Origin of the sequence: Thermus sp. CCB_US3_UF1 (assembly GCF_000236585.1) — a bacterium.
Classification (GTDB): domain Bacteria; phylum Deinococcota; class Deinococci; order Deinococcales; family Thermaceae; genus Thermus.
In genome coordinates, this window is record NC_017278.1 from 300,660 (window position 1) to 324,938 (window position 24,279).

Below are 24,279 nucleotides of genomic sequence, written 5' to 3' on the forward strand. Positions count from 1 at the left end.
GCTATAGTGGGGGCGATGGCGCTGAAGCGCTTGACCCGCCAACGCAAGGCCGTATTGGAGGTGGTGCGCCGGGCCCACAACCACCCCGACGCCGCCTGGATCTACCAGGAGGTGCGCAAGGTGGTGCCCAAGGTGAGCCTGGGGACCATCTACCGCACCCTCGAGGCCCTGGTGGAGGAGGGCTACCTGGTGCCCATCACCAAGGCCGGGGAGGCCACCCGGTACGACGCCAACCTCCACCCCCACCTCCACCTGGTCTGCCAGGGGTGCGGGGCCATCGTGGACCTGGAGGTGGACCTGCCCGACCTTCGGGGCCTGGCCCAGGAGGCCCATCCCTGGGTGGAGGTGCGGGAGGTGGAGGTTACCTATAAGGGCCTCTGCCCCACCTGCAAGGCGGCCCTCGAGGGCTAGATGCACCCCTTGGCCTGGCTCTACGCCCGCCAGGGCGTGGTGACCCTGGGCCTGGAGCGGATCCGGGCCCTCCTCCGCCGCCTGGGGAACCCGCAGGAGGCCTACCCTGTGGCCCTGGTGGGGGGGACCAACGGCAAGGGCACCGTGGCCCGGGTCCTGGCCGCCATCCTGGAAGAGGCGGGCCTCAAGGTGGGGCTCTACACCAGCCCCCACCTGGTGGACTTCCGCGAGCGCCTGGCCGTGGGGGGGGAGCCCGTTTCCCAGGACCAGCTCCACCGCCTTCTGGAGGAGGTCCGCCCCCATGCCGAGGCCGTGGGGGCCAGCTTCTTTGAGGCCACCACCGCCTTGGCCCTCCTCCACTTCGCCCGCCAGGGGGTGGAGTTCGCCGTCCTGGAGGTGGGCCTAGGGGGGAGGCTGGACGCCACCAACGCCGCCGAGCCCATGCTTTCCATCGTCACCAACATCGGCCACGACCACCTGGAGGTCCTGGGCCCCACCCTGCGGGACGTGGCCCGGGAGAAGGCAGGGATTTTCCGCCCGGGCGTGCCGGCCCTCACCGCCGCCCGAGGGGAAGGGCTTTGGGAACTTAGGGCCCAGGCGGCGGCCTTGGAGACCCCCCTTTGGGTCCTAGGGGAGGCCTTCGCCCTGGGGGAGGTGGCCCCCTCGTCCCGGGGCTTGGCCTTTACCCTTTTCCTGAGGGGAGAGGAGCGGCGCTTCCACACCCCCCTCCTCGGCCCCCACCAGGCGGAGAACCTGGCCCTGGCCGCGGTAGGAGGGAGGCTTTTGGGGGCGGGCTGGGAGGCCGTGGCGGGCGGCCTGGCCCGGGCCACCCATCCGGGTCGCCTGGAAAGGATCCCCTTGGAGGGGAAGGAGCTCCTTCTGGATGGGGCCCACAACCCCGAAGGGGCCTGGGCCCTGCGGGAGGCCTTAGGCTTCCACGGCCTTCTCCCTGCGGCCTTGGTCCTGGCCTTCACCCGGGGGAAGGACCTGGCGGCCATGGCCGAGGCCCTGCGGGGCCTAGGACCCGTGGTCCTCACCCGCTACCATTCCCCCCGGAGCGAGGACCCAAGGGCCCTTCTCCCCCTTTTCCCCGGGGCCCTGGTGGAGGAGGAGCCCCTGCGGGCGGTGGAGAGGGCCTTGGCCCTCGAGGGCCGGGCGGTGGTGGCGGGAAGCCTCTACCTGGTGGGGGAGGTGCTCCGGGGCCTAAAGGGGCTTCCCCCGGAGGAAAGGTGGCAGTAAGGCCCTGTTCAGGGGTCGTTCACCTCCGGCTGCTAAGCTAGCTTTGAGGTCAGCCAGAAGCCAAAGGGCTCCCTAAGGAACAGACCGCTTCCGGCTTCCTCGTTAGGGAGGGATGTATGCGGCGTAGAAACATGGTCTTGGCCTTGGCGTTGGCAGGCGGCCTAGGGAGCCTCCTTGCAGGGTGTACCCCCTCCGCCCAGTGCACCACCCCCATCTGCCTGGTGGCCCACTGGCCCTTGAACGAAACCGCGGGGGCCACCAGCGTGGCCGATCAGGTGCTGAACCCCATCCTGAATACCGGCGTGCCCATGCCAGGATCCGTGCAAGGCTTCCCGGGTTCCGGGGGGCCTCTGGCCGTTAGCGGCCAGGTGGGGGGTGCCCTTTACTTTCCCGGCAACGGGGCCAGCTACGTGCGGGTACCCCACACCCCCGACCTAAACCTGGGCTACGGGAGCCTGTACCTCGAGGCCTGGGTAGCCCCCGTCCAGTGCGGCCTTGGAGCCTACTACCCCATCCTGGATAAGTGGGATGCAAGCACCAATAGCGGCTACGCCCTGTACCTGGAGGGCACTGGGCCAGGGCAGGTACGGGTGGGCTTCCGCCTTGGGGGCAGCGCCTTCTTTTCCTCCACCAGCTTTCCGGCCAACTTCACCCCCCCTGTCGGGGGAACCTGGACCCAGGTGGCGGTGAAGGTGGACGGAAACAGCGGCAGCTTCACCGTGAACGGGGCCCCTGCGGGGACCTTTGCCGCGCCTTCCGGTAGTACAACCAACTCCTTGGACCTTTGGCTAGGGGCCCTACACACCCCCCCTTCGGGCAAGGTGCACTGCGAGATCGCCCTGGACGAGGTCAAGGTGGGCAGGGTAAACCCCATGTTTAGCGGGCAGTGAGGGGGGTTATGAAGCGCCTCTGGCCTCTCCTCCCCTTGGCGTTCCTCCTCCCTGCCTGCGGGCCTGGTGGTCCCCAGGCCTTGAACGTGGTCCTAGTGGACGGCCTAGGGGAGCCTCTCCAGCCCTTGGCCGCCGCCTGGCGGCTGGGCCCGCCCCCTTCCACCTCGGGGATGCCCTGGAACGCCTTGCCCGTGGCCCAGTCCAGCTGGAGCCTGCCCATCCCCCCAGGGGCTCGCTTTCAGGTGGCTTTCCGCTGCCCCAACGCGGGCTTAACTCAGTTTTACCTGAGCTTGGACTTGAACCGGGCAGAGCTGGGCAATAAGCTCATGGTGCGCTGTCCCAGCGTGTATGCCAGCCCCACCGTGACGGTGACCGGAAGCGTGAGCCTTCCCTTGCAAAGCGGCACCGCGGCCTCGGCCAGGGACCAGGCTTCCTTTACCGGTGGGGGATTTTCCGGCCTTGCCTTACCCCAGGGGTCTGGTCGGGAGGTGGCGGTCTTCGGGGTGGACGCTGGGGGAACCTCCTACTTTGGCCGCACGAGTCCCCTTAGCGTGGGCCCCGGCACCACCTCGGTGGGTCCTATCCCGTTGGCTTCCGCGCCTAGCCTTACGGCCACCACCCCCCTAGGCTTTTTTTCCTCTGCCCGCTTGCTCCTCAACTCTTTCGTGCCTATGCCCCTTGCCTCCTGGAGCGGTGGCTCCCAGGCGGTGGCCCGCCCCGCCCTTTTGGGGGGAGACCTTTTTGAGTTTTGGACCTGTCACGGCTCTAGCTGCGCCATCCGGCGGCTGGACCAGGCTAGCCCTACCGTAGCCGCAGGGGCTACCGTTTCCCTGAGCGTACCCCCTTTGAGCTTTTCCGGTACGCAAACCCACACCCCCACAGCCCTTCCCACCTTGGCCAACCTAGCCTTTAGCGGATTCAGCCCTACTCTGGGTCCCTTAGGCTATGCCCTTTTCCTGGGAGAGCCTGGGGTGCGGTACTGGCGGCACTATCTGAGCCCAGGGGCCTTGGGCAACGCCACCAGTTATTACTTGGACGTGGAAAACGCTCCCGGGTTCTCTGGAGTGGTGCCTACACCGGGGCAGTCGGTGCAGCTCAGGGCCACAGCCTTCGCTGGGGATCAGCCCCTCGGGGTTCTCCTGGCGGCAAGGCCTATTCCGGAGGAAACCCTTCCCGCCCATACCCTTTTCTTGGATTGGGCTTGGCCTGTCCACCTCGAGGCCGCCCTTCTTCAAGCCAGCTTTACCTGGTGAGGACTTCCCGGATGATCCCTGCCGCCCGCAAAAGCTCCTCCAGGGGCCGCACCAGGGCGATGCGCACCCATCCCCGCCCCCCGGGGCCAAACCCCTGGCCCGGGGCCAGGGCCACCCCCCGCGCCACCAGGTCCAGGACGAAGCCCAGGTCGTCCAGGCCCCCGGGGAGCCTGCCCCACAGGTACATGGTGGCCCGGGGCGGGAGGAGGTCCAGGCTCCCTTCCAGGGCCTTGGCCATCCCTAGGGCCCGCTCCCGGTAGACCCGCGCAAAGCCCCGGGTGGTCTCCTTTGGGGTGGCCAAGGCGGCCACCCCCAGGCGGAGGATGCCCGCATACGCGTTGAAGTCCACCACCCCCTTCACCCGCTCCAGGCGGGAAAGGGCCTCCTCGTTTCCCAGGGCGAAGCCCAGGCGGAAGCCCGCCAGGTTGTAGCTCTTGGAGAGGGAGAAAAGCTCCACCACCCGCTCCCTTCCCCCAGGGAGGGCCAAGGGGGAGGGGGCCTCGCCTTCGTAAACCTGATCCACGTAGGGGTTATCGTGCACCAGCCAAAGGCCGTACCGCTTGGCCAGGCCCAGGGCCTCCTCGAAGTAGGCCCAGTCGGCCACCGCTCCTGTGGGGTTGTTGGGGTAGTTGAGGAGGAGCACCCTGGCCTTGCGCCAGACTTCCTCCGGCACCCGGCTCAGGTCCGCCAGGCCATCCTCCCGCAAGGGGATGGGATGGGTTTCCAAGGAAGCCAGCCGGGCCGCCCCGAAGTAGCTGGGGTAGGCCACCTCGGGGAGGAGGAGGAGGTCCTTGGGCTCGGTGAGGGCCAGGAGGAGGTGGGCCAGGCCCTCCTGGCTGCCGATGAGGGCTAGGGCTTCCCGCCTGGGGTCCAGGAAGAGCCCGTACCGCTCCCGGTACCAGCGGGTGGCCGCTTCCAGGAAGGGCAGGGTGCAGCTTTTCAGGCAGTAGCCGTAGGTGCTGGGGTCGTCCAGGGCCTCCCTGAGGGCCTGGAGGGGCCCTGGCGGGGGTGGGAGGTCGGTGGAGCCGATGGAGAGGTCCAGGAGCCGCACGCCTCTCTCCCGGGCCTTCCGCTTGGCCTCGTCCACCACCAGGAAGACCGAGGGCTCGGGGACCCTACTCATGGTGCCCCTCCCGCCAGACCTTGCCCGTGACCAGGCTCAGGGCGTGGGGCAGGATGGGGAGGACGGCCTCCAGGGACTCCCGCGCCCCCCTGGGGCTTCCCGGGAGGTTGAGGATCAGGGTCCTGCCCCTGACCCCTGCCACCCCTCGGGAGAGGGCAGCCATGGGGGTCCTTTCCAAGCCCTTGAGGCGCATGAGCTCGGGAAGGCCCGGCACCTCCCTTTCCAGCACCTCCCGGGTGGCCTCGGGGGTGCGGTCCCGGGGGGAAAGCCCCGTGCCCCCGTTGGTGAGGATGAGGTCCAGGCCTTCCCGGTCCGCCCAGAGCCGGAGGACCTTTTTGATCATGGGGGGCTCATCGGGGACGATCTCGTAGGCGGCCACGGCAAAGGGCCCTCCTTTCAGGGTCTCCCGCAGGGCCAGGTGGGTGGTATCCTCCCGCTCCCCGCGAAAGCCCTTGTCGGAAACCGTGAGGATGCCCACGCGGAACATCTGGCCTAAGCTTACTACGCTTCCTGGAGTACCCGCCCCAGTATCCTTTGGGCGTAGGTGAAGGTTTCCTCCAGGGCCTTGCGGTCTAGCCGGGCGAAGGTGTCCGTGGGCCAGTGCCAGTCAGGGGGTACCCCGCCTTCCAGGCGGATGAGCCCCAGAGAGGGGAAGCCCCGTTGCGCCAGGGGCAGGGTGTCCAGGTAGGCCAGGCGGTAACGGAGGGGCTTGGCCCCTGGGGTCTTCCGGGCGGCCTCCAGGAGGGCCCCATGGTAGGGGAAGTAGCGGAGCATCCCCTCCCCCTCCACGTAAAAGAGCTCCCCCCGGCCCACGTTGTCCAGGTTGAGGACCAGGGTGTCCGGGGGGAGATGGGGAAGGAGGGCCTTGGCCCCCAGGGCCCCCACCTCCTCGCATCCCGTGAGGGCCAGGCCCAGGCGGAAGCCTGGCCTGGGTTCCGTTTCCAAGAAGAGGGCGGTGGCCACGGCCACCCCGCTGGCGTTGTCGTTTCCCCCCTCCACGTAGGGGGCGAAAAGTTCCCGGTGGAGGAGGAGCCCCGCCTGGAGGAGGAAGTAGGCCCCCACGGCCCACTTCCAGGGGGTGAGGGCCAGGAGGGGGGCCAGGAAGGCCAGGAGGGCGTTGAGGAGAAAGTTGCTCCGGAAGGCCCTAACGCGCCCAGGGTGGTAGAGGAAGAAGGTCTTGGCGGTGTCCACGTGGGCCAAGAGGAGGACCGCCTTTTCCCCCTCCCCTTTCCAGCAAAGGAGGTTGCGGGAAGGATGGCGGTCCAGGAGGAAGCCCCAGGGCCGCCGGCCCTGAAAGTAGAGGAAAAAGCCCAAGGCGCCCAGGAGGGGCGGGAGGGGGGAGAGGGGGCTTAGGGCCAGGAGGAGGCTTATCCCAAGGAGCTCCCAGCCGTAGCTTGGCACCCCCCGGAAGGGGATCTCCTGCACCCTTAGCCCCTGGGCCTCGAGGAAGGCCCGGAGGCGGCGGAAGGCCTCTTCCTCCTGGGGGGTGGCGCTTCCCCGGTGGGGGGGCTTGAGGAGGTCCAGCACCGCTTCCAGGGTGGCCATGCCCCAAGCATAATGGGCCCATGTGGTCCTTCCCCCAGCGCCTGGTGGGGCGGTACGTGCGCCTGGAACCCTTGAGCCTAGCCCATCTTTCGGGCTTCCTGGCCCAGTTTGACCCCGAGGTGTACCGCTTTCTTAGCCGCATGCCCCTAGAGCCCACCGAAGAGGCCCTAAAGGCCCACCTGGAAGGCCTTCTCGCCGAGCCCGGGCGGGTGAACTGGGCGGTTTACCTGGGCGAGGAGCTGGCGGGACGGATCTCCGTCATTGCCCCCGATCCAGAACATCGCAAGCTGGAGATGGGCACCATGATCTTCAAGCCCTTCTGGGGTAGCCCGGCCAACAAGGAGGCCAAGTACCTCCTCCTCCGCCACGCCTTTGAGGTCCTGGGGGCGGAGCGGGTCCAGTTCAAGGTAAACCTAAAAAACGAGCGGAGCCAGAGGGCCTTGGAGTCCCTAGGGGCGGTGCGGGAAGGGGTGCTGCGGAAAAACCGCAGGCTTCCCGATGGCACCTTCCGCGACGACGTGGTCTACAGCATCCTCCGCGAGGAGTGGCCGGGGGTGCGGGCGGGGCTGGAGGCCAGGCTGTATGGCCCAGGAAGCCCTTAGCCTGCTGGTCCTCTCCCTCACCTACCTGGGCCTGGCCCTGGGGGGGCTTCCCGGCTACCGCATGAACCGGGCGGGGGTGGCCCTGGTGGGGGCGAGCTTCCTCCTCCTCTTGGGCACCTTGGACCTCGAGGCCGCCTGGCAGGCCCTGGACGCCAAGACCCTGGTCTTCCTCTTCGGGGTCATGGTCTTGAACGCCCACCTGGCCTACGCCGGCTTCTTCGGCCTGGCGGCGGAGCGGCTCCTTGGCCTGGCCCGGACGCCCTTGGCCCTCCTCGTCCTCCTCACCCTCGGGGCCGGGGGGCTTTCCGCCCTCTTCCTGAACGACACCATGGCCCTCCTCCTCACCCCCTTGGTCCTGGCCCTGACCCGGGGGCTGGGCCTGAACCCCGTGCCCTACCTCCTGGCCCTCATGGGGGCGGTGAACACGGGAAGCCTCCTCACCCCCACGGGCAACCCGCAAAACATCCTGGTGGCCAGCCTTTCCGGCCTGGCCTACCTGGACTTCGTGCGCGCCCTCTGGCTTCCCGCCCTCCTGGGCCTCCTTCTCCAGGTGGTCCTCTTGGCCTTCCTTTACCCGGAGGTGCGTTCCCGCAAGCCCCTTCCGCCCTTGCCCCCCTTGCGCTACCGCCTCCACCGCCCCCTGCTCCGCAAGGGGCTGGGGGTGGCCGTAGGCCTCCTCCTGGCCTTCCTCCTAGGCTACCCCTTGGCCCAGGGGGCCCTGGTGGGGGCGGGCCTCCTCCTCTTCACCCGCAGGCTTCGCTCGGAGCGCTACTTCCTGCGGGTGGACTGGGAGCTTCTTGTGCTGTTCGGGGGGCTTTTCGTGGTCACCGAGGGGGTGCGGCGGCTGGGCCTGGCCGAGGCCCTCCTCCCCCTGGGGGAGAGCCCCTTGGGGCTGCTTTTGGCCGCCACCCTCCTTTCCCTCCTCATCTCCAACGTGCCCGCGGTCCTCCTCCTGGCCCCTTTGGTGAACGACCCCCGGGATTGGCTCCTCCTGGCCGGGGGGAGCACCCTGGCGGGCAACCTCACCCTTCTCGCCAGCGTGGCCAACCTCATCGTGGCCGAGGGGGCAAGGAAGGAGGGGTTAGGGGTGGGCCTGGGGGAGCACCTCCGCTTCGGCCTGCCCCTTACCCTCCTCACCCTGGCCCTGCTTTACGGGCTACTTTAGCCGGGCCTCCAGCCAGCCCCCGATGGCCAAGACCTTGCCGTCCTCGGCGTAGGGGCCCACCACCTGCAGGCCCACGGGCATCCCGTCCACCCGGGCGAAGGGCAGGGAGAGGGCCGGCACCCCCAGGAGGCTGAAGGGGAGGGTGAGGGTGAGGAAGGCCTCCCGGTGCCCCTTCCGCCCCGATTCCAGCTCCACCTCCTCCGTGCCCAAGGGGGGGGCGGGGAGGGGCTGGACGGGGAGGAGGAGAGCATCCACGCCCCGCAGGGCCTTGGTGAGGGAGAGGCGCAGGGCCTCCCGCTCGGCCACCGCGTCCCGGTAGTCCTTTTCCGTGAGGGCAAGGCCCGCAAGAAGGGCCTCGCGCACGCTGGGCGAGAAGCCCTCGGGGTGCTCCTTGAGGGCCTTTTCGTGGATGCGGGCGGCCTCGTAGCGCACCAGGCGGGTGTAGACCTCGTAGGCCCCAGGGAGGGGGAGGGAGACCTCCCGCACCTCGGCCCGGAGGAGGGGCAGGTCTTCCAAAAGCCGCTGGAAGGCCTTGCGCACCCCCTGGCCCAAGCGGCCTTCCAGGAAGTCTAGGGGCACGCCAAAAGTGGGGTTCTGGGGACCCTCCAAGGGGATGCTCTCCCCCGCCAGGATCTCCGTGAGGAAGTGGGCGTCCCGCACCGTGCGGGCCAGGGGGCCGGCGTGGTCGGTGGAGCGGGAAAGGGGCAGGGCTCCTTCCAGGCTGATGCGGCCAAAGGAGGGCTTGAAGCCCACCACCCCGTTGAAGGCGGCGGGGATGCGGATGGACCCCCCGGTGTCCGTGCCCAAGGAGGCCAGGCCGATCCCCAAGGCCACGGCCACGGCGCTGCCCCCGCTGCTTCCCCCCGCCTGGCGGGTGGGGTCAATGGCGTTCCTCACGGGGCCGGTCCAGGGGTTTTCCCCGGTGATGCCCAGGGCGATCTCGTGCATGTGGGTCTTGGCGAAAATGAGGGCCCCCGCCTCCTTGAGGCGGCGCACGGCCTGGGCTTCCTCGGGGAGGGGAGGAAGGGGGGCCTGGGTCCCGGCCCGGGTGGGCATGCCCTTCACGGGGAAAAGGTCTTTGACCGTGAGGGGGAGGCCGTGGAGGGGCCCCCGCACCTGCCCCCGGCGCTGCTCCTCCGCGAGCCGGGCGGCCTCCTTTCGGGCGCCCTCCTCGTCCAGGTAGGCCAGGGCGTTGCGGTCGGCGAAGGCCCGGGCCCGCTCCAGGGCTTCTTCCAAGAGGGCCAAGGGGGTCGTGCCGCCCCTTTCCAGAAGGGCTTTAGCCTCCAGCAGGTCCATGCTCCATTATAAAAGCCTGCCCCGCCTTCTCCCCCAGGGGCTTCCGTCCTGGCCAGGCATAGGCCACCACCTCCCGTTCCCGGAGGGCCAGGGCCACCAGGTCCTTTAGGGGCAGGCGGCGCTCCACCTCCAAGACCACCTCCAGGTCGGCCCGGGTCACGGGGTGTTTGGGGGCGAAGAGGGTGCAGCACTCCTCATCGGGGAGGATGGAGATGGCGTAGGTGCCCAGGCGCAGGGCCTCGGCCTTGATCTCCTGCTTGTCCATGCCGATCAGGGGGCGGAAGACGGGGAGGGTGGCGGCCCCATTCATTACATGGAGATTTTCCAGGGTCTGTGAGGCCACCTGGCCTAGGCTGTCCCCGGTGGCCAGGGCCAAAGCCCCTTCCTCCCGGGCGATGGCCTCGGCGATGCGCAGCATGAAGCGGCGGTAGAGGACCACCCGGTAGGCCTTGGGGGCCTCGAGGAGGATCTGCCGCTGTACCTCGCTGAAGGGGACCAGGTGGAGCCTTAGGCGGTGCTGGAAGCGCACCAAGCGCTCGGCCAGGGCCTTGGCCTTCTCCCGGCTCCCGCCCGGGAGGAGGGGGAAGGGGTGGAAGTGCACCAGGGCCACCTCCGCCCCCCGGCGCATGAGGCGGTAGGCGGCCACGGGGGAGTCTATGCCCCCGGAGAGGAGGGCCACCACCTTTCCCGAAACCCCCGGGGGAAGCCCCCCGGGCCCAAGGTGGCGCTCGGCCTCCAGGAGGGCCGCCCCCGGGAGGAGGCGTACCCGGAACTCCCGCTCGGCCCCCTTGAGCCGCACCTGGGCCCCGGTCCGCTCCCTCACGAAGGCCCCGAGGAGGCGCTCCACCTCCGGGGAGGTGAGGGGGAAGCCCTTGTCCGAGCGTTGCGCGCGGATGCGAAAGCTGGCGAAGCCCCCATCCTCCAGGATCCCCGCCAGGGCGGCCTTTAGGGCCTCCAGGTCTGGGGCGGTGCGGAGGACGCGGGCAAAGCTCTCCACCCCCAGGGTCTCCCCCAGGCGTGCGCGGGCCTCGGGCCAGGCCTCCTGGGGCAGGCGGAAGAGGAGGGCCAGGGGCCACAGGGCCTCGAGGCGGGCCTCCGTGCCCTTCAGGGCCCGCTGCACGTGGGCCTTGGCCCTTTTCAGGAAAAGGGGGCGGTTTCCCCCTTTGAGGGCCAGCTCGTGGAAGAGGTTGACCAAGACCAGGGTTTCCATGGCCTTTCCGGGTCCCTGGGCGCACCCGCCCCAGGGCCGCAGGCGTGGGGAAAGGGTGCGCGGGCCAGGCCCGCCCGCACCCCCTCAAGGTAGCAGGATTGTAGCCTAGGCGCAAATCAGGCCAGGCGTAGGGGTTCCACCTCCACCGGGGTGGCGTGGAAGGTGCTCCCGCCCCCCAGGTCGGTGAGCCCTTCCGAGGTGAGGTGGTTGATGCCCTTGCCGTCCGGGGCCCATTTTTCCCACCAGATGCCCTCGAGGACCACCGTCCCCGGGATGGGGGCCTCCGTCACCCGCGCCCGGCGCACCACCTGCCCCCAAGGGGAGCGGAGGTAGACCAGGCCCCCGTCCGTCACCCCCCGGGCTTCCGCATCCTGGGGGTGGATGAGGAGGAGGGGCTCCCCCCCCTCGGCCTCCGCCAGGGCCGCCACGTCCCCGTAGGTGGAGTTGAGGAAGCGGGGGGCCGGGGGGGTGAGGAGGACCAGGGGGTAATCGGGCAGGGGCTCGGTGGGCAGGACCTGGGGAGGGGGACTGAAGCGCACCGGCCCCCGGGCGAAGGGGAGGAAGGGCTTGGGCAGGCGGAGCTTGAGGAAGCCCTCGGCCTTGAGCCTTTCCAGGGTGATGCCTTCCAGGTAGGGGTGGTCCGTGTCCAGGAGGCTTCGGGCCACCTCCTCGGCGCTCCAGTAAAGGGTGGGCTCCTCCAGGCCGAGCCTTTGGGCCAGTTCCCGGAAAACCCAGGTGTTGGGCCGGGCCTCCCCTTGGGGTTCGGCCAGGGGCTCGTTCCAGGAAAGGTAGTAATGGCCGTAGCTGGTGTACAGGTCCGGGTGCTCGTAGAAAAGGGTGGCGGGGAGGAGGTAGTCGGCGTAGCGGGCGGTTTCCGTCATCACCTGTTCCAGGACCACGGTGAAGAGGTCCTCCCGTTCCAGGCCCGCCCGCACCTTGCCCGTGTTGGGGGCCACCACCAAGGGGTTGGTGTTGAAGACGAAAAGGGCCCGGATGGGGGGCTTGAGCCCCGTGAGGGCGGTGCCCAGCTGGTTCATGTTGATGGCCCGCACCCCGGGGTTGGGGCGGAAGTAGCCCCGGTGGGGGTGCCGGCCTTCCAGGAGGTGGCGCCCGCCCAGGAAGCGCTTGTTGAGGGGGAAGGCCCCGCTGGTGGAGAGCATGGCCCCGCACCCGGGGTAGCGCCAGGCCCCCAGGAGGGCGGGGAGGAGGAGGACCGCCCGCAGGCTGTTCCCCCCGCCGGGGTGGCGGGTCATGCCGTAGCCCACCCGCAGGAAGACCCGCCTGGCCTCCCCCAGCTCCCGGGCCAGGCGGCGGATGGCCGGGGCGGGCACCCCGGTGAGGGCCTCGGCCCGCTCGGGGGTCCAGGCCTCGGCGGCTTCCTGGAAGGCTTCCACCCCCGTCGCCGCCTCCTCCAGGTAGGCCCAGTCCACCAGCCCCTCCCGGAAGAGGACGTGGGCCAGGGCGTAGGCCAAGGCGGCGTCCGTGCCCGGGCGGAGCTTGAGGTGCTCGTGGGCGAAGCGGCTGGTGAGGTTGGCGTAGGGGTCAATGTGCACCACCTTGGCCCCCCGCCTTTTGGCCTCCTTGAGGAAGGGGGTGAGGTGGCTGTGGGTGGCAAGGCTGTTTACCCCCCAAAGGAGGAGGTAGCGGGCGTTTTCCGGGATTTCCTCCGGGTCGGGGGCCATCCTGGGGCCATAGGTCATCTCCCAGGCGGCGCTTCCCGTGCTGGCGCAGATGGTTTCCAGGAGCTCGCTGGCCCCGATGGCCCGGAAGAAGGCCAGGGGATGCTGGTTCTCCACCAGGCCCATGGTGCCGGCGTAGTGGTAGGGCAGGACCGCCTCCCCCCCGTACCGGTCCAGGATGGCCCGGAGCCGGGCGGCGATCCCCTCCAGGGCCTCCTCCCAGGAAACCCGCTCGAACCGGCCCTCCCCCTTCCGCCCCACCCGGCGCAAGGGGTAGAGGAGCCTCTCCCTTACCCGCTCCGGGTAGCGGTAGGTTTTGCCGCAGGCGAAACCCTGGGTGATGGGGTGGCGGGGGTCCCCTTCCACCCGGACCAGGCGCCCCCCTTCCAGGGTGAGGAGGAGGCTGCAGGCGTCGGGGCAGTCCAGGGGGCAGGTGGCGCGGGCCTTCATGGCCTTTAGCATAAGGGGGTGGAGCGGGAGATGGAGGCCCTCGAGGCCCCCTTCTGGCGCCAGGGCCTGCGCGTGGCGGGGGTGGACGAGGCGGGCCGCGGGGCCTGGGCGGGCCCCATCGTGGTGGGGGCGGTAGTCCTGCCCCCCGGGGTCTACCCTTTCCGAGACTCCAAGCGCCTCTCCCCTCAGGTCCGGCGCCGGCTGGCGGCGGAGGTGCGGCGGGTGGCCTTGGGCTTCGCCCTGGGGGTGGCCGAGGTGGCGGAAGTGGACCGGCTGGGGGTGCTGAAGGCCACCCTCCTGGCGGCGGAGCGGGCCCTGGCCCTTTTGCGCCCACCCCCGGAGGCCCTGGTGACGGACTACCTGGCCCTTTCCACCCCCCTTCCCCTCCTGGCCCCCCCCAAGGCCGACGAGGAAAGCCCCAGCGTGGCCGCGGCCAGCATCCTGGCCAAGGTCCACCGGGATGCCCTTATGGAGGAGCTGGACCGCCTCTACCCCGGCTACGGCTTTGCCCAGCACAAGGGCTACGGCACCGAGGAACACCGGGAGGCCCTGTTCCGCCTGGGGCCTTCCCCCGTCCACCGCCGGTGCTTTGCCCCCGTGGCCCAGGCTCCCTTAAGGTTTTCTGAAGCGGAGGGGGAAGGGGAAGGGCTAAGCTGAGGCTGGAGGTGGCCATGCGGTTTTTCCTGGTTCTGGTGGCGGGGCTTCTTTCCGCCTGCACGGTAACCCTGGAGGGGATCACCCTCACCTACCGGCTGGACCTCACCCCGGCCATCCTGCGCTTTGAGCCGGACCGGGGGGCGGGGGCCACCTACTTTGTGGGGGAGGAGGTGCGCTTCCTCCTCACCCTGGAAAGCCCGGGCTGGGTCAGCCTGGTGGCCGTGGACCCGGACGGGCGCACCTACGAGTTTGACCGCCTCTACCTGGGCCGCGGCACCCACCTTTTGCCCCCCGGGGCCTACCGCTACACCCTCACCCCCCCCAGGGGCCTTTACCGGGTGCGGGCGGTGTACACCGACCACGAGCCAGGTTCCGTGCGCCTGGAGGGGATGTTCACCGACTGGGAGGCCCGGCTTAGGGTTTACCTGGAGGCCTCGAGGACCCGCCGCCACCAGGTGGTGGAAACCCACTTCTACCTGCGCTAGGGGCGCATGAACTTGCAGGAGGGGCTTGCGCCTTGGCCCCCCCGGTGGGGTATAATCCCCCCGGACCTAACGGAGGTCAAAATGAAGCGGCGTGACTTCTTGAAGAAGGCAGGTATCGGCGTGGCGGCCAGCGCGGCCTTTGGCCCGGTTTTCGCCCAGGCCCAGCCCACGGTGCGCTGGCGCCTGGCCTCCAGCTTCCCCAAGAGCCTGGACACCATCTACGGGGCGGCGGAGGTGTTGGCGGAGCGGGTTTCTGAGCTCACTGGGGGGCGCTTCCAGATCCGCCCCTACCAGGCGGGGGAGCTGGTGCCCGGCCTGCAGGTGATGGACGCGGTGCAGCAGGGCACGGTGGAGATGGGCCACACCGCCAGCTACTACTATGTGGGCAAGGCCCAGGTCCTGGCCTTTGACACCGCGGTGCCCTTCGGCCTCACCGCCCGACAGCAGAACGCCTGGATGTACCACGGGGGCGGGATTGAGCTCTTCCGCCCCATCTTCGCCGACTTCGGCATCATCCAGTTCCCCGGGGGCAACACCGGGGTGCAGATGGGGGGCTGGTTCCGCAAGGAGATCAAGACCGTGGCCGACCTCAAGGGCCTGAAGATGCGCATCCCCGGTCCCGGCGGCCAGGTGATGAGCCGGCTGGGGGTGGTGCCCCAGGTCATCGCAGGGGGCGACATCTACCCGGCCCTGGAGCGCGGCGTGGTGGACGCCGCCGAGTGGGTGGGGCCCTACGACGACGAGAAGCTCGGCTTCTACAAGGTGGCCAAGTACTACTACTACCCCGGCTGGCACGAGCCCGGGCCCATGCTCTCCTTCTACGTGAACCTGCGCGAGTGGCAGAAGCTCCCCAAGGACTACCAGCAGGCCATTGAGGTGGCGGCAGCCGAGGCCAACCTCTGGATGATGGCCAAGTACGACCGCCTGAACGCCCCCGCCCTGCAGCGCCTCATCAAGGCCGGGGTGCGCCTGCGCAAGTGGCCCGCCGAGGTGATGAAGGCCGCGCAGAAGGCCGCTTTGGACTGGTACGAGGAGGAGGCGGCCAAGGACGCCACCTACCGCAAGGTCTACACCGCCTGGAAGGCCTTCCGCGAGGAGCAGTACCGCTGGTTCGGGGTGGCGGAGCTGGGGTACGAGGGCTTCGCCTTCCCCGCCTCCTAAGGCTTCCCAAGGACATCCCCCCGGGGAAGCCCCCGGGGGGTTTTCCTTGGGGCTAGCCCCCTGCCCCGTGGACGAAGCGCAGGATGGGCTCCCGCAGGAGGTAGGTGAGGAGGAGGACCAGAAGCTGCAGGCCGATGAAGGGCACGCCGCCCAGGTAAATGTCCCCCGTGCGCACACTGGCTGGGGCCACGTTCCTGAGGTAGAAGAGGGCGAAGCCAAAGGGCGGGGTGAGGAAAGAAGTCTGAAGGTTTACCCCCACGAGGAGCCCGAACCAGAGCTTATCGATCCCCAAGGCATCGGCCCCGATGGCGAGGAGGGGCAGGGCGATGAAGGCGATCTCAAAAAAGTCGATGAAGAAGCCCAGGAGGAAGACCAGCACCATGACGAAGAGGATGAAGCCCACCTCCCCGCCAGGCAGGCCGGTGAGGAAGCCCTCCACCCACAGGTCCCCATCCACCCCGCGGAAGACCAGGCTGAACAGGGTGGAGCCGATGAGGATGAAGATGACGAAGGCGGTGAGCCTGGCCGTCCCCTCCATGGCCCCGTAGAGGACGGGGAAGGAAAGCCGGCGGTTCAGGGCGGCCAGGATAAGGGCCCCCACCACCCCCATGGCCCCGGCCTCCGTGGGGGTGGCCAGGCCGATGAGCACTGTGCCCAGGACCAGGAAGATGAGGACCAGAGGGGGGACCATGGAGAGGAGGGCCTTCCTAAGAAGGGGGTTCTTGCGGATCCAGGGAAGGAGGATGAGGGTCCAAAGGCCCAGGGCCAGAAGGATCTCCAGCCACTCCGCCCAGGCCGGGAGGAAACGGCCCACCGCATAGGCCCCTACCCCCACCAGGAGGTAGGAGAGGAGGGCGAAGGCCGCCCCGGTTTCCTTGCCGGCATCGGGCCGGGCCTCGAGGGGCAAGGCCGGAGCCCACCGGGGCCGGAAGAGGGCCACGTAGACCACGTAAAGGAAGTAGAAGGCCACGGTGAGGCCCGCGGGGATCAGGGCGGCCTGGTACATGTCCCCCACGCTCACCCCCAGCTGGTCCGAGAGGACGATGAGGACCACGCTGGGGGGGATGATCTGGGCCAGGGTGGCCGAGCCCAGGATCACCCCGCTGGCGAAGCGGGGGTTATAGCCGTACTTCAGCATGATGGGCAGGGAGATGAGCCCCATGGCCATCACGCTCGCGGCCACCACCCCGGTGGTGGCGGCCAGGATGGCCCCCACGAAGACCACGCTAAGGGCTAGGCCTCCCCTTAGGGGCCCAAAGAGCTTGCCCATGGTGTCCAGGAGGTCCTCGGCCAGGCCGCTTTTCTCCAGGATGATGCCCATGAAGGTGAAGAAGGGGATGGCCAGGAGGAGCTGGTTGGACATGATGCCGAAAATCCGGTCGGGCATGGCCCGGAGGAGGGGTGCGGGGAAGATGTCCAGGGCGATGCCCAGGAAACCGAAGACGATGCCCACCGCCCCCAAGGAGAAGGCCACGGGGTAGCCGGAGAGGAGGAAGACGATGAGGGCCAGGAACATCAGGGGGGGCATGAGGCTTTCCAGGCTCATTCCACCACCTCCTCCCGCTCCTCCTTAAGCTGGAGGTGGCCCGTCAGGAAAGCGATGCGCTTGATGAGTTCGGAAAGGCCCTGGAGGGCCAGGAGGGCAAAGCCCAAGGGCAGAGCCAGCTTGATGGGCCACCGGGGAAGCCCGCCCACGTCCGGGGACATCTCCTTGCCCCAAAAGGAGTTCATGGCCCAGGGCCAGGCCAGGTAGATGACGCCCAGGGCCATGGGCAGGAGGAAGAGCACCGTGCCCACCAGATCGATCCAGGCCTGGGTGCGCCGGGACAAGCGGCCAAAGACCAGGTCGATGCGCACGTGGGCGTTGTGCTTGAGGGCGTAGGCCCCGCCCAGGAGGAAGATGAGGCTGAACATGTACCACTGGGCCTCGAGGTAGGCGTTGGAGCTATAGCTGAAGCCGTAGCGCATGATGGCGTTGCCCGCGGAGAGCAGGGCCACCAGGAGCACCAGCCAGACCACCGCCCGCCCTACCCCCTCGGTCAGGGTGTCTATGGCGCGGGATAGACCCAGGAGAAAGCGCATATTCTTACCCTCCAAGAAAGCCGGCCCCATCCTACCCGGGAAGGGTGTGGGTGTCAACGCGTGGGGAAGGGCATTTTTACAGGAGGCCTAGCGGGCCCGGCGGATGGGGGCCACCAGAAAGGCCCCGAGGAGGAAAAAGCCCCCCGCGAGCCCGAAGAGGACCAGGTAGCCCAGGCCGGGGGCTTGGGCGTTCAGGAGGTCTAGGGGCCGGCCAAAGGCCCCGGCCAGCACCTGGGGCACCACGATGGAGGTCTGCCAGAGGCCCATCTGGGTGGCGTGGGCCTCGGGCTCCTTAAGGATGTCGGAAACCAAGGCCCAGTCCACCGCCAGGTAAACGCCGTAGAAGAGGCCGAAGAAGAGGGAAAGGAAAAGGAGGAGGTCGTACCGGGGGAAGAGGAGGAGGAAGGGCATGAGGAGGCCAAGCCCCGCCCCCGAGAGGTAGATGAGGGGCTTGCGCCCCATCCGGTCCGAGGCCCGCCCCGCGGGGACGCTGGAAAGCCCAGCCCCCAAGGAGATGAGGAGGCCGAGAAGGGCCACGGCCTGGAAGGGCTCTTCCGTCAGGGAACGGCCCCAGGCCTGGAAGGTCTGGACCACGTCCCCCAGGTAGTACTGCAGGTAGGTCTGGGCCAGGTAGAAGCCCAGCATCACCAGGAAGCGGGTGAGGTAGACGAGGAGGAAGTCCCGGTCGCGCCAGGGGGCGGCCATGGCCTTTAGGAAAGGGCGCTCCGAACGCGTAGGAAGCCGCTCGGGTACCAGCTTCAGGCTCCAGAAGGCCCCCAGGAGGTTCACCAGGGCGGCCAGGTAGGCCTGGGGGTGGAGGGGCAGCAGGAACCCCACCACCCCCCCCAGGACCTGGCCCGATACCTGCAAGACCCCCATGTACCCCGAGGCCGTGCCCCGCTCCCCCTTGGGCACCAGGTCGGGGATGAGGGCGGAGTAGGGGCCGGTGGCCAGGTCGTCCGCCAGCTGCAGGAGGAGGTAGGCCAGGAGGAGGACCCCGTAGCTGGGGGCGTGGGCCAAAAGGAGGAGGGCCAAGGCGGTGAGGAGGCTTCCCAGGAGGAGGAAGGGCCTTCTCCGCCCCAGGCGGTCCGAGAGGTAGCCCATGATGGGGGGGCCGAGGATGGCCATCACCGCCCCCAGGCCGAAGAGGAAGCCCAGCCGGGTGGCCTTTTCCTCCGGGGGGGAAACCTCGGCCACCTTGGCGGGCAGGAGGACCAGGAGGACCAGGAACCACTTGAGGCTGGTGGCGAACCAGTAGGCGGAAAGGGAAAGGAACCAGCCCGGTCCGTGGCGCATGGGCTTCACCTTACCAGACTGCGGCCTCGGGGACCACCAGGAGGGGCAAGGGGGTTCTGGCCACCAGGGTTTCCACCATCCGCCCCAGGCGGTGCCGCCAGGTGCTTTTGGCCTTGGACCCCAGCACCAGGAGGTCCGCCCCGCGGGCTTCCGCCAAGCGAAGGAGGTCCAGCTCGTCCTCCCCCTTGCTTACCTCCACCACCCCCGTGGCCCGGAGGAGGGCCTCGAGGTGGGCCCGGGCCCGCTCCAGCACCTCGGCCAGGGCCAGCCCCCGGGGGTCCAGGTAGGTGGGGAAGCAGCACCCGCCCTCCCCGCTCACCAGGTGCAGGCCCAGGACCTCGGCCCCCAGGGCCCTGCCCCAGGCCTCCGCCACCCGGAAGGCAGCCAGGCTGGCGGGGCTTTCGTCCAGGCCCACGGCGATGCGCCGCACCCCTTTCAGGGCCCGGGGAAGCAGGAGGACGGGCACCTCCCCCCGGTGCAGCAGGTAGCGGGCCAGCCCCCCGCGGGCCAGGACCTCCAGGCTTCCTTCCCCCTTATGCCCCAGGAGGACGGCCTTGCTCCGCAAGGCCTCCCCGGCCACCACCTGGGCGGGGAAGCCCCGGAGGACCCTGGCTTTCAGGCCGGTGCCCCTTAGGACGGCTTCCACCTTGGCCTCCACTTGGCCCAAGGCGGCCTCGAGGCTGGGCCCAAGCTCGGGGAAACGGCGGGCCAGGGCCTCCAGGTAGGGGGTGGGAACCACGTGCACCACCTCGGCGGGGATGCCCAGGCCCCCTTGCAGGAAACGGGCGCTGGCCACCACCCCTTCCAGGGTGTCTCCCAGGTCTACCGCGGCCAACAGGCGCATTTTCCCCTCCTGGCCCCACTATAATCCTCCTGTGCTCTGGCTACGCGACCGCGCCCTGGACCTTTCCCGCCCCCGGCTCATGGGCATCCTCAACCTCACCCCCGACTCCTTCTCCGACGGGGGGTTGTACCTGGACCCGGAAAGGGCCCTGGCGCGGGCCCGGGCCATGGTGGCCGAAGGGGCCGACCTCCTGGACCTGGGGGCCGAGTCCACCCGCCCCGGGGCGGAGCCGGTGCCGGTGGAGGAGGAAAAGCGCCGGCTTCTGCCCGTACTGGAGGCGGTGCTCTCCTTGGGGGTGCCCGTGAGCGTGGACACCCGTAAGCCCGAGGTGGCCGAGGAGGCCCTCAGGATGGGGGCCCACCTCCTGAACGACGTGACGGGCTTACGGGATGAGCGCATGCTGGCCCTGGCGGCCCGCTTCGGCGTGGCCGCGGTGGTCATGCACATGCCCGTGCCCGATCCCAAGGCCATGATGGCCCATGCCCGCTACGGCGACGTGGTGGCTGAGGTCCGGGCCTTCCTAAAGGCCCAGGCGGAAAGGGCCCTCCGGGCCGGGGTGCCCCAGGTGGTCCTGGACCCGGGGTTTGGCTTCGGCAAGCTCCTGGAGCACAACCTGGCCCTCCTGCGCCGCCTGGAGGCCATCGTGGAGCTAGGCCACCCGGTCCTGGTGGGGCTTTCCCGCAAGCGCACCATCGGGGAGCTCACGGGGGTGGAGGCGCCAGGGGAGCGGGTCCTGGGCTCCGTGGCCGCCCACCTCTACGCGGTCCTCAAAGGGGCCAGGATCCTCCGGGTGCACGACGTGGGGGCCCACCGGGAGGCCCTTGCGGTGTGGAACGCCCTCTGGGGGTAGGCATGGGGGTGATCGCCCTTCTGGGCTTGGAGTTCTATGGCCGCCACGGGGTCATGCCCGAGGAGGGGCGGCTTGGGGCGCGGTTTGTGGTGGACCTGTGGCTTTCCGTCCCCTTTGAGGGCAAGGGGGACCGGCTGGAGGAGACCGTGGACTACGCCGCGGTCTACGCCCTGGTGGAGGAGGCGGTGCGCCACCGCCGCTTCTACCTCATTGAGGCCCTGGCCGACCACCTGGCGGAGGCCCTCATCCAGGCCTTTCCCCGCCTCGAGGGGGTGCGGGTGCGGGTGCACAAGCCCCACGCCCCCATCCCTGGGGTCTTCCGCGACGTGTACGCGGAAACCGAGAAAAAACGCTCCTAGAGCGGATTTTCTTCCCTCATCTTGCGCTCATGGGAGCCTTGTGTTAGGATAGCGGCGCCCGAAAGGGCTAAGCCGAAGCCTGTATGCCCTCCCCACCGCTCATGGAGCGGTGGGCTATGAAGTTTCTCACCTCCTTTGGGCTAGACTGAGGGTGCCCGGAAAGGGGCGGGCCGGTTATGGAAAGGGTGGCCATATTTATCGACGGCTCCAACCTTTACAAGGGGTTGGTGCAGCACCTGGGTTCGGATTATCGGCTGAACTTTGTGGAGTTTATCACCTTGCTCACCGCTGGGCGGCGGCTTCTCCGGGCCTACTACTACAACGCCCCCCTCCCCCCGGAGGACCCCGCGGCCAAGGCCCACCAGAGCTTCCTCAACTACCTCAAGCGGGTGCCCTACGTGGCCGTGCGCCTGGGCCGCCTGGAGCGGCGGGCCGACGGCTTTGTGGAAAAGGGGGTGGACATCCAGATCGCCATCGACATCCTGCGCCTGGCCTATGCCGACGCCTATGACGTGGCGGTCCTGGTGTCCGGGGACGGGGATTTCGCCGAGGTGGTGCGGGTGGTGCAGGACATGGGCAAGCAGGTGGAGAACACCACCTTCCACGCCCTCTCCTCCCACCGCCTGGCCCAGCAGGCGGACCGCTTCTACCCCCTGGACGACTTCCCCTGGGAGCGCCTCCGGGCCCCCAGCCTTCCCCAGGCCTCGGAAGGCGAGTGACCCCTACCCGGGTCTGGGGCTTAGAGCAGCTCTTCCGGCCGGAAGAAGAGGGCGATCTCCCGCTCCGCGTCCTCGAGGCTGGCCGAGCCGTGGATCACGTTCTCGTCAATGGTGGTGGCGAAGTCGCCGCGGATGGTGCCGGGCAGGGCGTCCTTGGGGTGGGTGGCCCCCATCATCTTCCGCACCTCGGCCACCACGCCCGGCCCCTCCAGGACCATGGCCACCACCGGACCCGAGGTGATGAAGGCCACCAGGCTGGGGAAGAAGGGCTTCTCCCGGTGCTCGGCGTAGTGCTTTTCCGCCAGCTCCTGGGGGATGCGCAGGGCCTTGAGCCCCACGAGGCGGAAGCCTTTGCGCTCAAAACGGGCCAGGATCTCCCCCACCAGGCCGCGCCGGAAGCCATCGGGTTTCACCATCACGAAGGTGCGCTCCATACCCCTAGGAGTCTAGCAGGTCTAGGGCTTCCGGAAGTAGCCCAGAAGGATGTAGCCCACCACCAGGATCCACAGGCCGATGAGGAGCACGTCCCGCCAGCCCAGGCGGGCCCCTTTCCTCTCCGGTTCCAGGACCTGGGTGGGGAGTTCGTCCGGCTCCTCCCCCAGCTTGAGGCCCACCGGCTTCCCCTGGGCGGCCTCCAGGGGCAGGGCGTAGGGCCGGGGGTTCCTGGGCAGCTCCTCGGGCACGCGCACCACGATGGCGCTGATGTTGTCGGGCCCCCCCCACTCGTTGGCCAGGGCCACCAGGCGGCTCGCCGCTTCCTGGGGAGGGAAGTGCCTTAGCACCTCCCCCAAGGTGCGCTCGTCCAAGACGCCAGAAAGCCCATCGGTGCAAAGCAGGAACACATCCCCCGGTTCCAGCTTGAGCCCCAGGAGGTCCACCCGGGCCTGGGGGAAGGAGCCCAGGGCGTTGGTGATCACGTTGCGCCAGCGGTGGGTCCGGGCCTCCTCCGGGGTGAGGAGGCCCTGGCGCACCCGCTCGGCCACCCAGGAGTGGTCCTCGGTGAGGAGGGTAAGCTCCCCCTGGCGCAGGAGGTAGGCCCTGGAGTCCCCCACGTGGGCCAGCAGGGCGTAGGGCAGGTCCAGGAGGAGGCAGGTGGCGGTGGTGCCCATGCCCCGGTTCTCCGGGCGTTGGGCTTCCCCATGGATGCGGGCGTTGGCCTCCTCAAAGGCCTGGAGGAGGGCCTTGGGGCTGGGCTCCCCCTCCTTGAGGTGGGCCAGGATGGTCTCCACGGCCAGCCGGGCCGCCACCTCCCCGGTGCGGTGCCCCCCCATGCCGTCCGCCACCACGAAGACCCCACCCCAGGGGGTGAGGGTGTACCCCAGGGCGTCCTCGTTCTTGGGCCGCTTCAGGCCGGGGTGGGTTTCCAGGGCGAAGGCCAGGCCGGGCACGGGGGGATTTTACCCCAGCCTGCGGGGGGAAGGGGGGCTTGGTTGCATACCCTTGACGCATAGCGCATACCGGGGTAACTTGATGATAGGCCCGGGCCTCTAGAGCCCGGCGGTTTTGTTTTGGGAGGGCGCCATGCGTTGGGAAAAGATCGCCCCCTACACCTACCGCATCCCCAGGCAGGGGAAGATGCGGGTGGATGCCGTCTTCTTCGCCTCCGAGGAGATCCTAAGGGACCTCGAGGCCGAGAACTACGCTTCCTTAGCCCAGCTGGCCAACGTGGCCACCCTGCCCGGCATCGTGGAGCCAGCCTTGGCCATGCCCGACATCCATTGGGGCTACGGTTTTCCCATCGGCGGGGTGGCGGCCTTTGACCCGGAGGCCGGGGGGGTGGTGAGCCCTGGGGGGGTGGGGTTTGACATCAACTGCGGGGTCCGGCTCCTGGTCTCGGCCCTCACCCTGGAGGACCTTTTGCCCCGGCAAAGGGAGCTGGCCGACGCCCTCTTCCGCCTGGTGCCCTCGGGGGTGGGGAGCGAACGCAAGGACGTGCGCTTCAGCAAAAAGGAGCTCAAGGAGATCCTCAAGGAGGGGGCAGGGTGGCTGGTGCGCAAGGGGTTTGGCCACCCTGAGGACCTGCGCTTCATAGAGTCGGAAGGACGCCTGCCCTGGGCCAACCCGGACAAGGTTTCCGAGCGAGCCTTTGAGCGCGGGGCCCCTCAGATCGGTACCCTGGGAAGCGGCAACCACTTCCTGGAGGTGCAGTATGTGGACCAGGTCTACGACCTGGAAGCGGCTGAGGCCTACGGGCTTTTCCCAAACCAGATCGCCGTCCTCATCCACACGGGCAGCCGCGGCCTCGGCCACCAGGTCTGCCAGGACTACGTGGAGCGCTTCTTGAAGGTTGCCCCGCGGTACGGGATTGAACTGGTGGACAAGCAGCTGGCCGCCGCCCCCATCCGGAGCCCCGAGGGGGAGGATTACCTCCAGGCCATGGCCGCCGCCGCCAACTTCGCCTTCGCCAACCGCCAGCTCATCGCCCACTTCGTGCGCGAGGCCTTTGAGGCCGTGGGCTTCACTCCTAGGGAGCATGGGCTTAGGGTCCTTTACGACCTGGCCCACAACAACGCCAAGTTTGAGGAGCATGGGGGAAGGCGGGTCCTGGTCCACCGCAAGGGGGCTACCCGGGCCTTCGGCCCTGGCTACCCCGAGATCCCCCGGGAGTACCAGCGGGTGGGCCAGCCGGTCCTGGTCCCCGGGGACATGGGCCGCTACTCCTACGTCCTGGCGGGGACGGAGGGGGCCATGGCCCACGCCTTTGGCTCCAGCTGCCACGGGGCCGGGCGCAAGATGAGCCGCCACCAGGCCAAGCGGGTAGCCCGGGAGCGCAACCTGGTCAAGGAGCTGGCCGAGCGGGGGATCCTGGTGCGGGCCGCCACCCGGGCCACGGTGGACGAGGAGATGCCCGAGGCCTACAAGGACGTCTCCTCGGTGGTGGAGGCGGTGCAGGGGGCAGGGATCGGCAAGAAGGTGGCCCGCCTCCGCCCCCTCATCGTGGTCAAGGGCTAAGCCCCTTCTCA

The 24,279-nt window shown here is 69.1% G+C and carries 24 protein-coding genes; 12 read left to right on the plus strand and 12 right to left on the minus strand.

The genetic code is table 11. The features are described from left to right. Positions 1-15: 15 nt before the first annotated feature. The 3 genes from perR to TCCBUS3UF1_RS01275 all read left to right on the plus strand — a co-directional run bounded on the left by perR (position 16) and on the right by TCCBUS3UF1_RS01275 (position 2,540). Entirely contained in the window at positions 16-411 is a 396-nt protein-coding gene (perR, locus tag TCCBUS3UF1_RS01265; RefSeq protein WP_014514683.1) for a manganese-dependent transcriptional regulator PerR, read from the plus strand. Further along, positions 412-1,650, plus strand: a complete 1,239-nt coding sequence (locus TCCBUS3UF1_RS01270; RefSeq protein WP_014514684.1) for a folylpolyglutamate synthase/dihydrofolate synthase family protein — start codon at positions 412-414, stop codon at positions 1,648-1,650. 116 nt (positions 1,651-1,766) lie between these two features. Next, entirely contained in the window at positions 1,767-2,540 is a 774-nt protein-coding gene (locus TCCBUS3UF1_RS01275) for a LamG-like jellyroll fold domain-containing protein (protein ID WP_014514685.1), read from the plus strand. A gap of 1,242 nt (positions 2,541-3,782) precedes the next feature. Here TCCBUS3UF1_RS01275 and TCCBUS3UF1_RS01285 read toward each other — a convergent pair. From TCCBUS3UF1_RS01285 to TCCBUS3UF1_RS01295, 3 genes are read right to left on the minus strand one after another with little or no spacing between them, the layout of a single operon-like run. Then, on the minus strand, positions 3,783-4,916 hold the full coding sequence (locus TCCBUS3UF1_RS01285) for an aminotransferase class I/II-fold pyridoxal phosphate-dependent enzyme (protein WP_014514687.1): 1,134 nt from the start codon (positions 4,914-4,916) through the stop codon (positions 3,783-3,785). Beyond that, a complete protein-coding gene (locus tag TCCBUS3UF1_RS01290; protein WP_014514688.1) occupies positions 4,909-5,403 on the minus strand; it encodes a MogA/MoaB family molybdenum cofactor biosynthesis protein in 495 nt (164 codons plus the stop codon). Before TCCBUS3UF1_RS01290 ends, TCCBUS3UF1_RS01285 begins: the two co-directional genes overlap by 8 nt. Positions 5,404-5,417: 14 nt before the next feature. Next, complete coding sequence (locus TCCBUS3UF1_RS01295; RefSeq protein ID WP_014514689.1) at positions 5,418-6,461, minus strand: M28 family metallopeptidase; 1,044 nt, start codon at positions 6,459-6,461, stop codon at positions 5,418-5,420. Positions 6,462-6,481: 20 nt separating this feature from the next. Here TCCBUS3UF1_RS01295 and TCCBUS3UF1_RS01300 point away from each other — a divergent pair, with 20 nt between their 5' ends. Together TCCBUS3UF1_RS01300 and TCCBUS3UF1_RS01305 are read left to right on the plus strand one after the other, a co-directional pair. Next, complete coding sequence (locus TCCBUS3UF1_RS01300; protein WP_014514690.1) at positions 6,482-7,063, plus strand: GNAT family N-acetyltransferase; 582 nt, start codon at positions 6,482-6,484, stop codon at positions 7,061-7,063. Then, positions 7,044-8,228: an SLC13 family permease gene (locus TCCBUS3UF1_RS01305; RefSeq protein ID WP_014514691.1), complete on the plus strand. Its 1,185-nt coding sequence runs from the start codon at positions 7,044-7,046 to the stop codon at positions 8,226-8,228. Before TCCBUS3UF1_RS01300 ends, TCCBUS3UF1_RS01305 begins: the two co-directional genes overlap by 20 nt. Here the strand turns inward: TCCBUS3UF1_RS01305 and TCCBUS3UF1_RS01310 are convergent. The 3 genes from TCCBUS3UF1_RS01310 to TCCBUS3UF1_RS01320 form a co-directional block, all read right to left on the minus strand. Further along, a complete protein-coding gene (locus TCCBUS3UF1_RS01310) occupies positions 8,220-9,524 on the minus strand; it encodes an amidase (RefSeq protein ID WP_014514692.1) in 1,305 nt (434 codons plus the stop codon). The two genes, TCCBUS3UF1_RS01305 and TCCBUS3UF1_RS01310, sit on opposite strands and share 9 nt — an antisense overlap. Further along, positions 9,505-10,734: a tRNA uracil 4-sulfurtransferase ThiI gene (gene thiI, locus TCCBUS3UF1_RS01315; protein WP_014514693.1), complete on the minus strand. Its 1,230-nt coding sequence runs from the start codon at positions 10,732-10,734 to the stop codon at positions 9,505-9,507. Before thiI ends, TCCBUS3UF1_RS01310 begins: the two co-directional genes overlap by 20 nt. A gap of 116 nt (positions 10,735-10,850) precedes the next feature. Next, positions 10,851-12,863, minus strand: a complete 2,013-nt coding sequence (locus TCCBUS3UF1_RS01320) for a molybdopterin oxidoreductase family protein (RefSeq protein WP_041433937.1) — start codon at positions 12,861-12,863, stop codon at positions 10,851-10,853. 30 nt (positions 12,864-12,893) lie between these two features. Here TCCBUS3UF1_RS01320 and TCCBUS3UF1_RS01325 point away from each other — a divergent pair, with 30 nt between their 5' ends. The 3 genes from TCCBUS3UF1_RS01325 to TCCBUS3UF1_RS01335 all read left to right on the plus strand — a co-directional run bounded on the left by TCCBUS3UF1_RS01325 (position 12,894) and on the right by TCCBUS3UF1_RS01335 (position 15,166). Next, positions 12,894-13,520 carry a ribonuclease HII gene (locus TCCBUS3UF1_RS01325; protein ID WP_041433938.1) on the plus strand — a complete coding sequence of 209 codons (627 nt, stop codon included), beginning with the start codon at positions 12,894-12,896 and terminating at the stop codon, positions 13,518-13,520. 14 nt (positions 13,521-13,534) lie between these two features. Next, entirely contained in the window at positions 13,535-14,005 is a 471-nt protein-coding gene (locus TCCBUS3UF1_RS01330) for a DUF4384 domain-containing protein (protein ID WP_014514696.1), read from the plus strand. An 81-nt stretch (positions 14,006-14,086) separates the two neighbouring features. Continuing rightward, a complete protein-coding gene (locus TCCBUS3UF1_RS01335) occupies positions 14,087-15,166 on the plus strand; it encodes a TRAP transporter substrate-binding protein (protein WP_014514697.1) in 1,080 nt (359 codons plus the stop codon). Between the two features lie 52 nt (positions 15,167-15,218). On the opposite strand, the gene TCCBUS3UF1_RS01340 is transcribed toward TCCBUS3UF1_RS01335, so the two are convergent. The 4 genes from TCCBUS3UF1_RS01340 to TCCBUS3UF1_RS01355 all read right to left on the minus strand — a co-directional run bounded on the left by TCCBUS3UF1_RS01340 (position 15,219) and on the right by TCCBUS3UF1_RS01355 (position 19,388). Beyond that, on the minus strand, positions 15,219-16,712 hold the full coding sequence (locus TCCBUS3UF1_RS01340; RefSeq protein ID WP_014514698.1) for a TRAP transporter large permease subunit: 1,494 nt from the start codon (positions 16,710-16,712) through the stop codon (positions 15,219-15,221). After that, a complete protein-coding gene (locus TCCBUS3UF1_RS01345) occupies positions 16,709-17,248 on the minus strand; it encodes a TRAP transporter small permease subunit (protein ID WP_014514699.1) in 540 nt (179 codons plus the stop codon). The genes TCCBUS3UF1_RS01340 and TCCBUS3UF1_RS01345 overlap by 4 nt, the downstream gene beginning before the upstream one ends. 87 nt (positions 17,249-17,335) lie before the next feature. Further along, entirely contained in the window at positions 17,336-18,544 is a 1,209-nt protein-coding gene (locus tag TCCBUS3UF1_RS01350) for an MFS transporter (protein ID WP_014514700.1), read from the minus strand. A 10-nt stretch (positions 18,545-18,554) separates the two neighbouring features. After that, a complete protein-coding gene (locus TCCBUS3UF1_RS01355; protein ID WP_014514701.1) occupies positions 18,555-19,388 on the minus strand; it encodes a universal stress protein in 834 nt (277 codons plus the stop codon). Positions 19,389-19,419: 31 nt separating this feature from the next. On the opposite strand from TCCBUS3UF1_RS01355, the gene folP reads away from it, so the two are divergent. The 3 genes from folP (at position 19,420) to TCCBUS3UF1_RS01370 (ending at position 21,316) form a co-directional block, all read left to right on the plus strand. Then, entirely contained in the window at positions 19,420-20,238 is an 819-nt protein-coding gene (gene folP / locus TCCBUS3UF1_RS01360; protein WP_014514702.1) for a dihydropteroate synthase, read from the plus strand. Between the two features lie 2 nt (positions 20,239-20,240). After that, positions 20,241-20,597, plus strand: coding sequence for a dihydroneopterin aldolase (gene folB, locus TCCBUS3UF1_RS01365; protein WP_014514703.1), 357 nt, complete (start codon positions 20,241-20,243; stop codon positions 20,595-20,597). A gap of 176 nt (positions 20,598-20,773) precedes the next feature. Beyond that, positions 20,774-21,316 (plus strand): NYN domain-containing protein, encoded by a 543-nt coding sequence (locus TCCBUS3UF1_RS01370; RefSeq protein ID WP_041433648.1) that lies wholly within the window; start codon positions 20,774-20,776, stop codon positions 21,314-21,316. Between the two features lie 20 nt (positions 21,317-21,336). Here TCCBUS3UF1_RS01370 and ndk read toward each other — a convergent pair whose 3' ends face one another. Then, entirely contained in the window at positions 21,337-21,750 is a 414-nt protein-coding gene (gene ndk / locus TCCBUS3UF1_RS01375; RefSeq protein WP_014514706.1) for a nucleoside-diphosphate kinase, read from the minus strand. A 21-nt stretch (positions 21,751-21,771) separates the two neighbouring features. Next, positions 21,772-22,704 carry a PP2C family serine/threonine-protein phosphatase gene (locus TCCBUS3UF1_RS01380; RefSeq protein WP_014514707.1) on the minus strand — a complete coding sequence of 311 codons (933 nt, stop codon included), beginning with the start codon at positions 22,702-22,704 and terminating at the stop codon, positions 21,772-21,774. Positions 22,705-22,837: 133 nt separating this feature from the next. Between TCCBUS3UF1_RS01380 and rtcB the strand changes: the two genes are divergently transcribed. Then, positions 22,838-24,268, plus strand: coding sequence for an RNA ligase RtcB (gene rtcB, locus TCCBUS3UF1_RS01385; protein WP_014514708.1), 1,431 nt, complete (start codon positions 22,838-22,840; stop codon positions 24,266-24,268). Positions 24,269-24,279 lie beyond the last annotated feature (11 nt).

Excerpts from the sequence above, each read along its gene's own strand:
- TCCBUS3UF1_RS01300 (WP_014514690.1), top strand. The coding sequence starts at position 6,482 with ATGTGGTCCTTCCCCCAGCGCCTGGTGGGGCGGTACGTGCGCCTGGAA.
- TCCBUS3UF1_RS01275 (WP_014514685.1), top strand. The coding sequence starts at position 1,767 with ATGCGGCGTAGAAACATGGTCTTGGCCTTGGCGTTGGCAGGCGGCCTA.
- TCCBUS3UF1_RS01295 (WP_014514689.1), bottom strand. The coding sequence starts at position 6,461 with ATGGCCACCCTGGAAGCGGTGCTGGACCTCCTCAAGCCCCCCCACCGG.
- TCCBUS3UF1_RS01290 (WP_014514688.1), bottom strand. The coding sequence starts at position 5,403 with ATGTTCCGCGTGGGCATCCTCACGGTTTCCGACAAGGGCTTTCGCGGG.
- TCCBUS3UF1_RS01320 (WP_041433937.1), bottom strand. The coding sequence starts at position 12,863 with ATGAAGGCCCGCGCCACCTGCCCCCTGGACTGCCCCGACGCCTGCAGC.
- ndk (WP_014514706.1), bottom strand. The coding sequence starts at position 21,750 with ATGGAGCGCACCTTCGTGATGGTGAAACCCGATGGCTTCCGGCGCGGC.
- TCCBUS3UF1_RS01330 (WP_014514696.1), top strand. The coding sequence starts at position 13,535 with ATGCGGTTTTTCCTGGTTCTGGTGGCGGGGCTTCTTTCCGCCTGCACG.
- rtcB (WP_014514708.1), top strand. The coding sequence starts at position 22,838 with ATGCGTTGGGAAAAGATCGCCCCCTACACCTACCGCATCCCCAGGCAG.
- TCCBUS3UF1_RS01285 (WP_014514687.1), bottom strand. The coding sequence starts at position 4,916 with ATGAGTAGGGTCCCCGAGCCCTCGGTCTTCCTGGTGGTGGACGAGGCC.
- TCCBUS3UF1_RS01370 (WP_041433648.1), top strand. The coding sequence starts at position 20,774 with ATGGAAAGGGTGGCCATATTTATCGACGGCTCCAACCTTTACAAGGGG.
- folB (WP_014514703.1), top strand. The coding sequence starts at position 20,241 with ATGGGGGTGATCGCCCTTCTGGGCTTGGAGTTCTATGGCCGCCACGGG.
- thiI (WP_014514693.1), bottom strand. The coding sequence starts at position 10,734 with ATGGAAACCCTGGTCTTGGTCAACCTCTTCCACGAGCTGGCCCTCAAA.
- TCCBUS3UF1_RS01270 (WP_014514684.1), top strand. The coding sequence starts at position 412 with ATGCACCCCTTGGCCTGGCTCTACGCCCGCCAGGGCGTGGTGACCCTG.
- TCCBUS3UF1_RS01325 (WP_041433938.1), top strand. The coding sequence starts at position 12,894 with ATGGAGGCCCTCGAGGCCCCCTTCTGGCGCCAGGGCCTGCGCGTGGCG.
- TCCBUS3UF1_RS01355 (WP_014514701.1), bottom strand. The coding sequence starts at position 19,388 with ATGCGCCTGTTGGCCGCGGTAGACCTGGGAGACACCCTGGAAGGGGTG.
- TCCBUS3UF1_RS01335 (WP_014514697.1), top strand. The coding sequence starts at position 14,087 with ATGAAGCGGCGTGACTTCTTGAAGAAGGCAGGTATCGGCGTGGCGGCC.
- TCCBUS3UF1_RS01350 (WP_014514700.1), bottom strand. The coding sequence starts at position 18,544 with ATGCGCCACGGACCGGGCTGGTTCCTTTCCCTTTCCGCCTACTGGTTC.
- TCCBUS3UF1_RS01305 (WP_014514691.1), top strand. The coding sequence starts at position 7,044 with ATGGCCCAGGAAGCCCTTAGCCTGCTGGTCCTCTCCCTCACCTACCTG.
- perR (WP_014514683.1), top strand. The coding sequence starts at position 16 with ATGGCGCTGAAGCGCTTGACCCGCCAACGCAAGGCCGTATTGGAGGTG.
- TCCBUS3UF1_RS01310 (WP_014514692.1), bottom strand. The coding sequence starts at position 9,524 with ATGGACCTGCTGGAGGCTAAAGCCCTTCTGGAAAGGGGCGGCACGACC.
- TCCBUS3UF1_RS01345 (WP_014514699.1), bottom strand. The coding sequence starts at position 17,248 with ATGCGCTTTCTCCTGGGTCTATCCCGCGCCATAGACACCCTGACCGAG.
- TCCBUS3UF1_RS01340 (WP_014514698.1), bottom strand. The coding sequence starts at position 16,712 with ATGAGCCTGGAAAGCCTCATGCCCCCCCTGATGTTCCTGGCCCTCATC.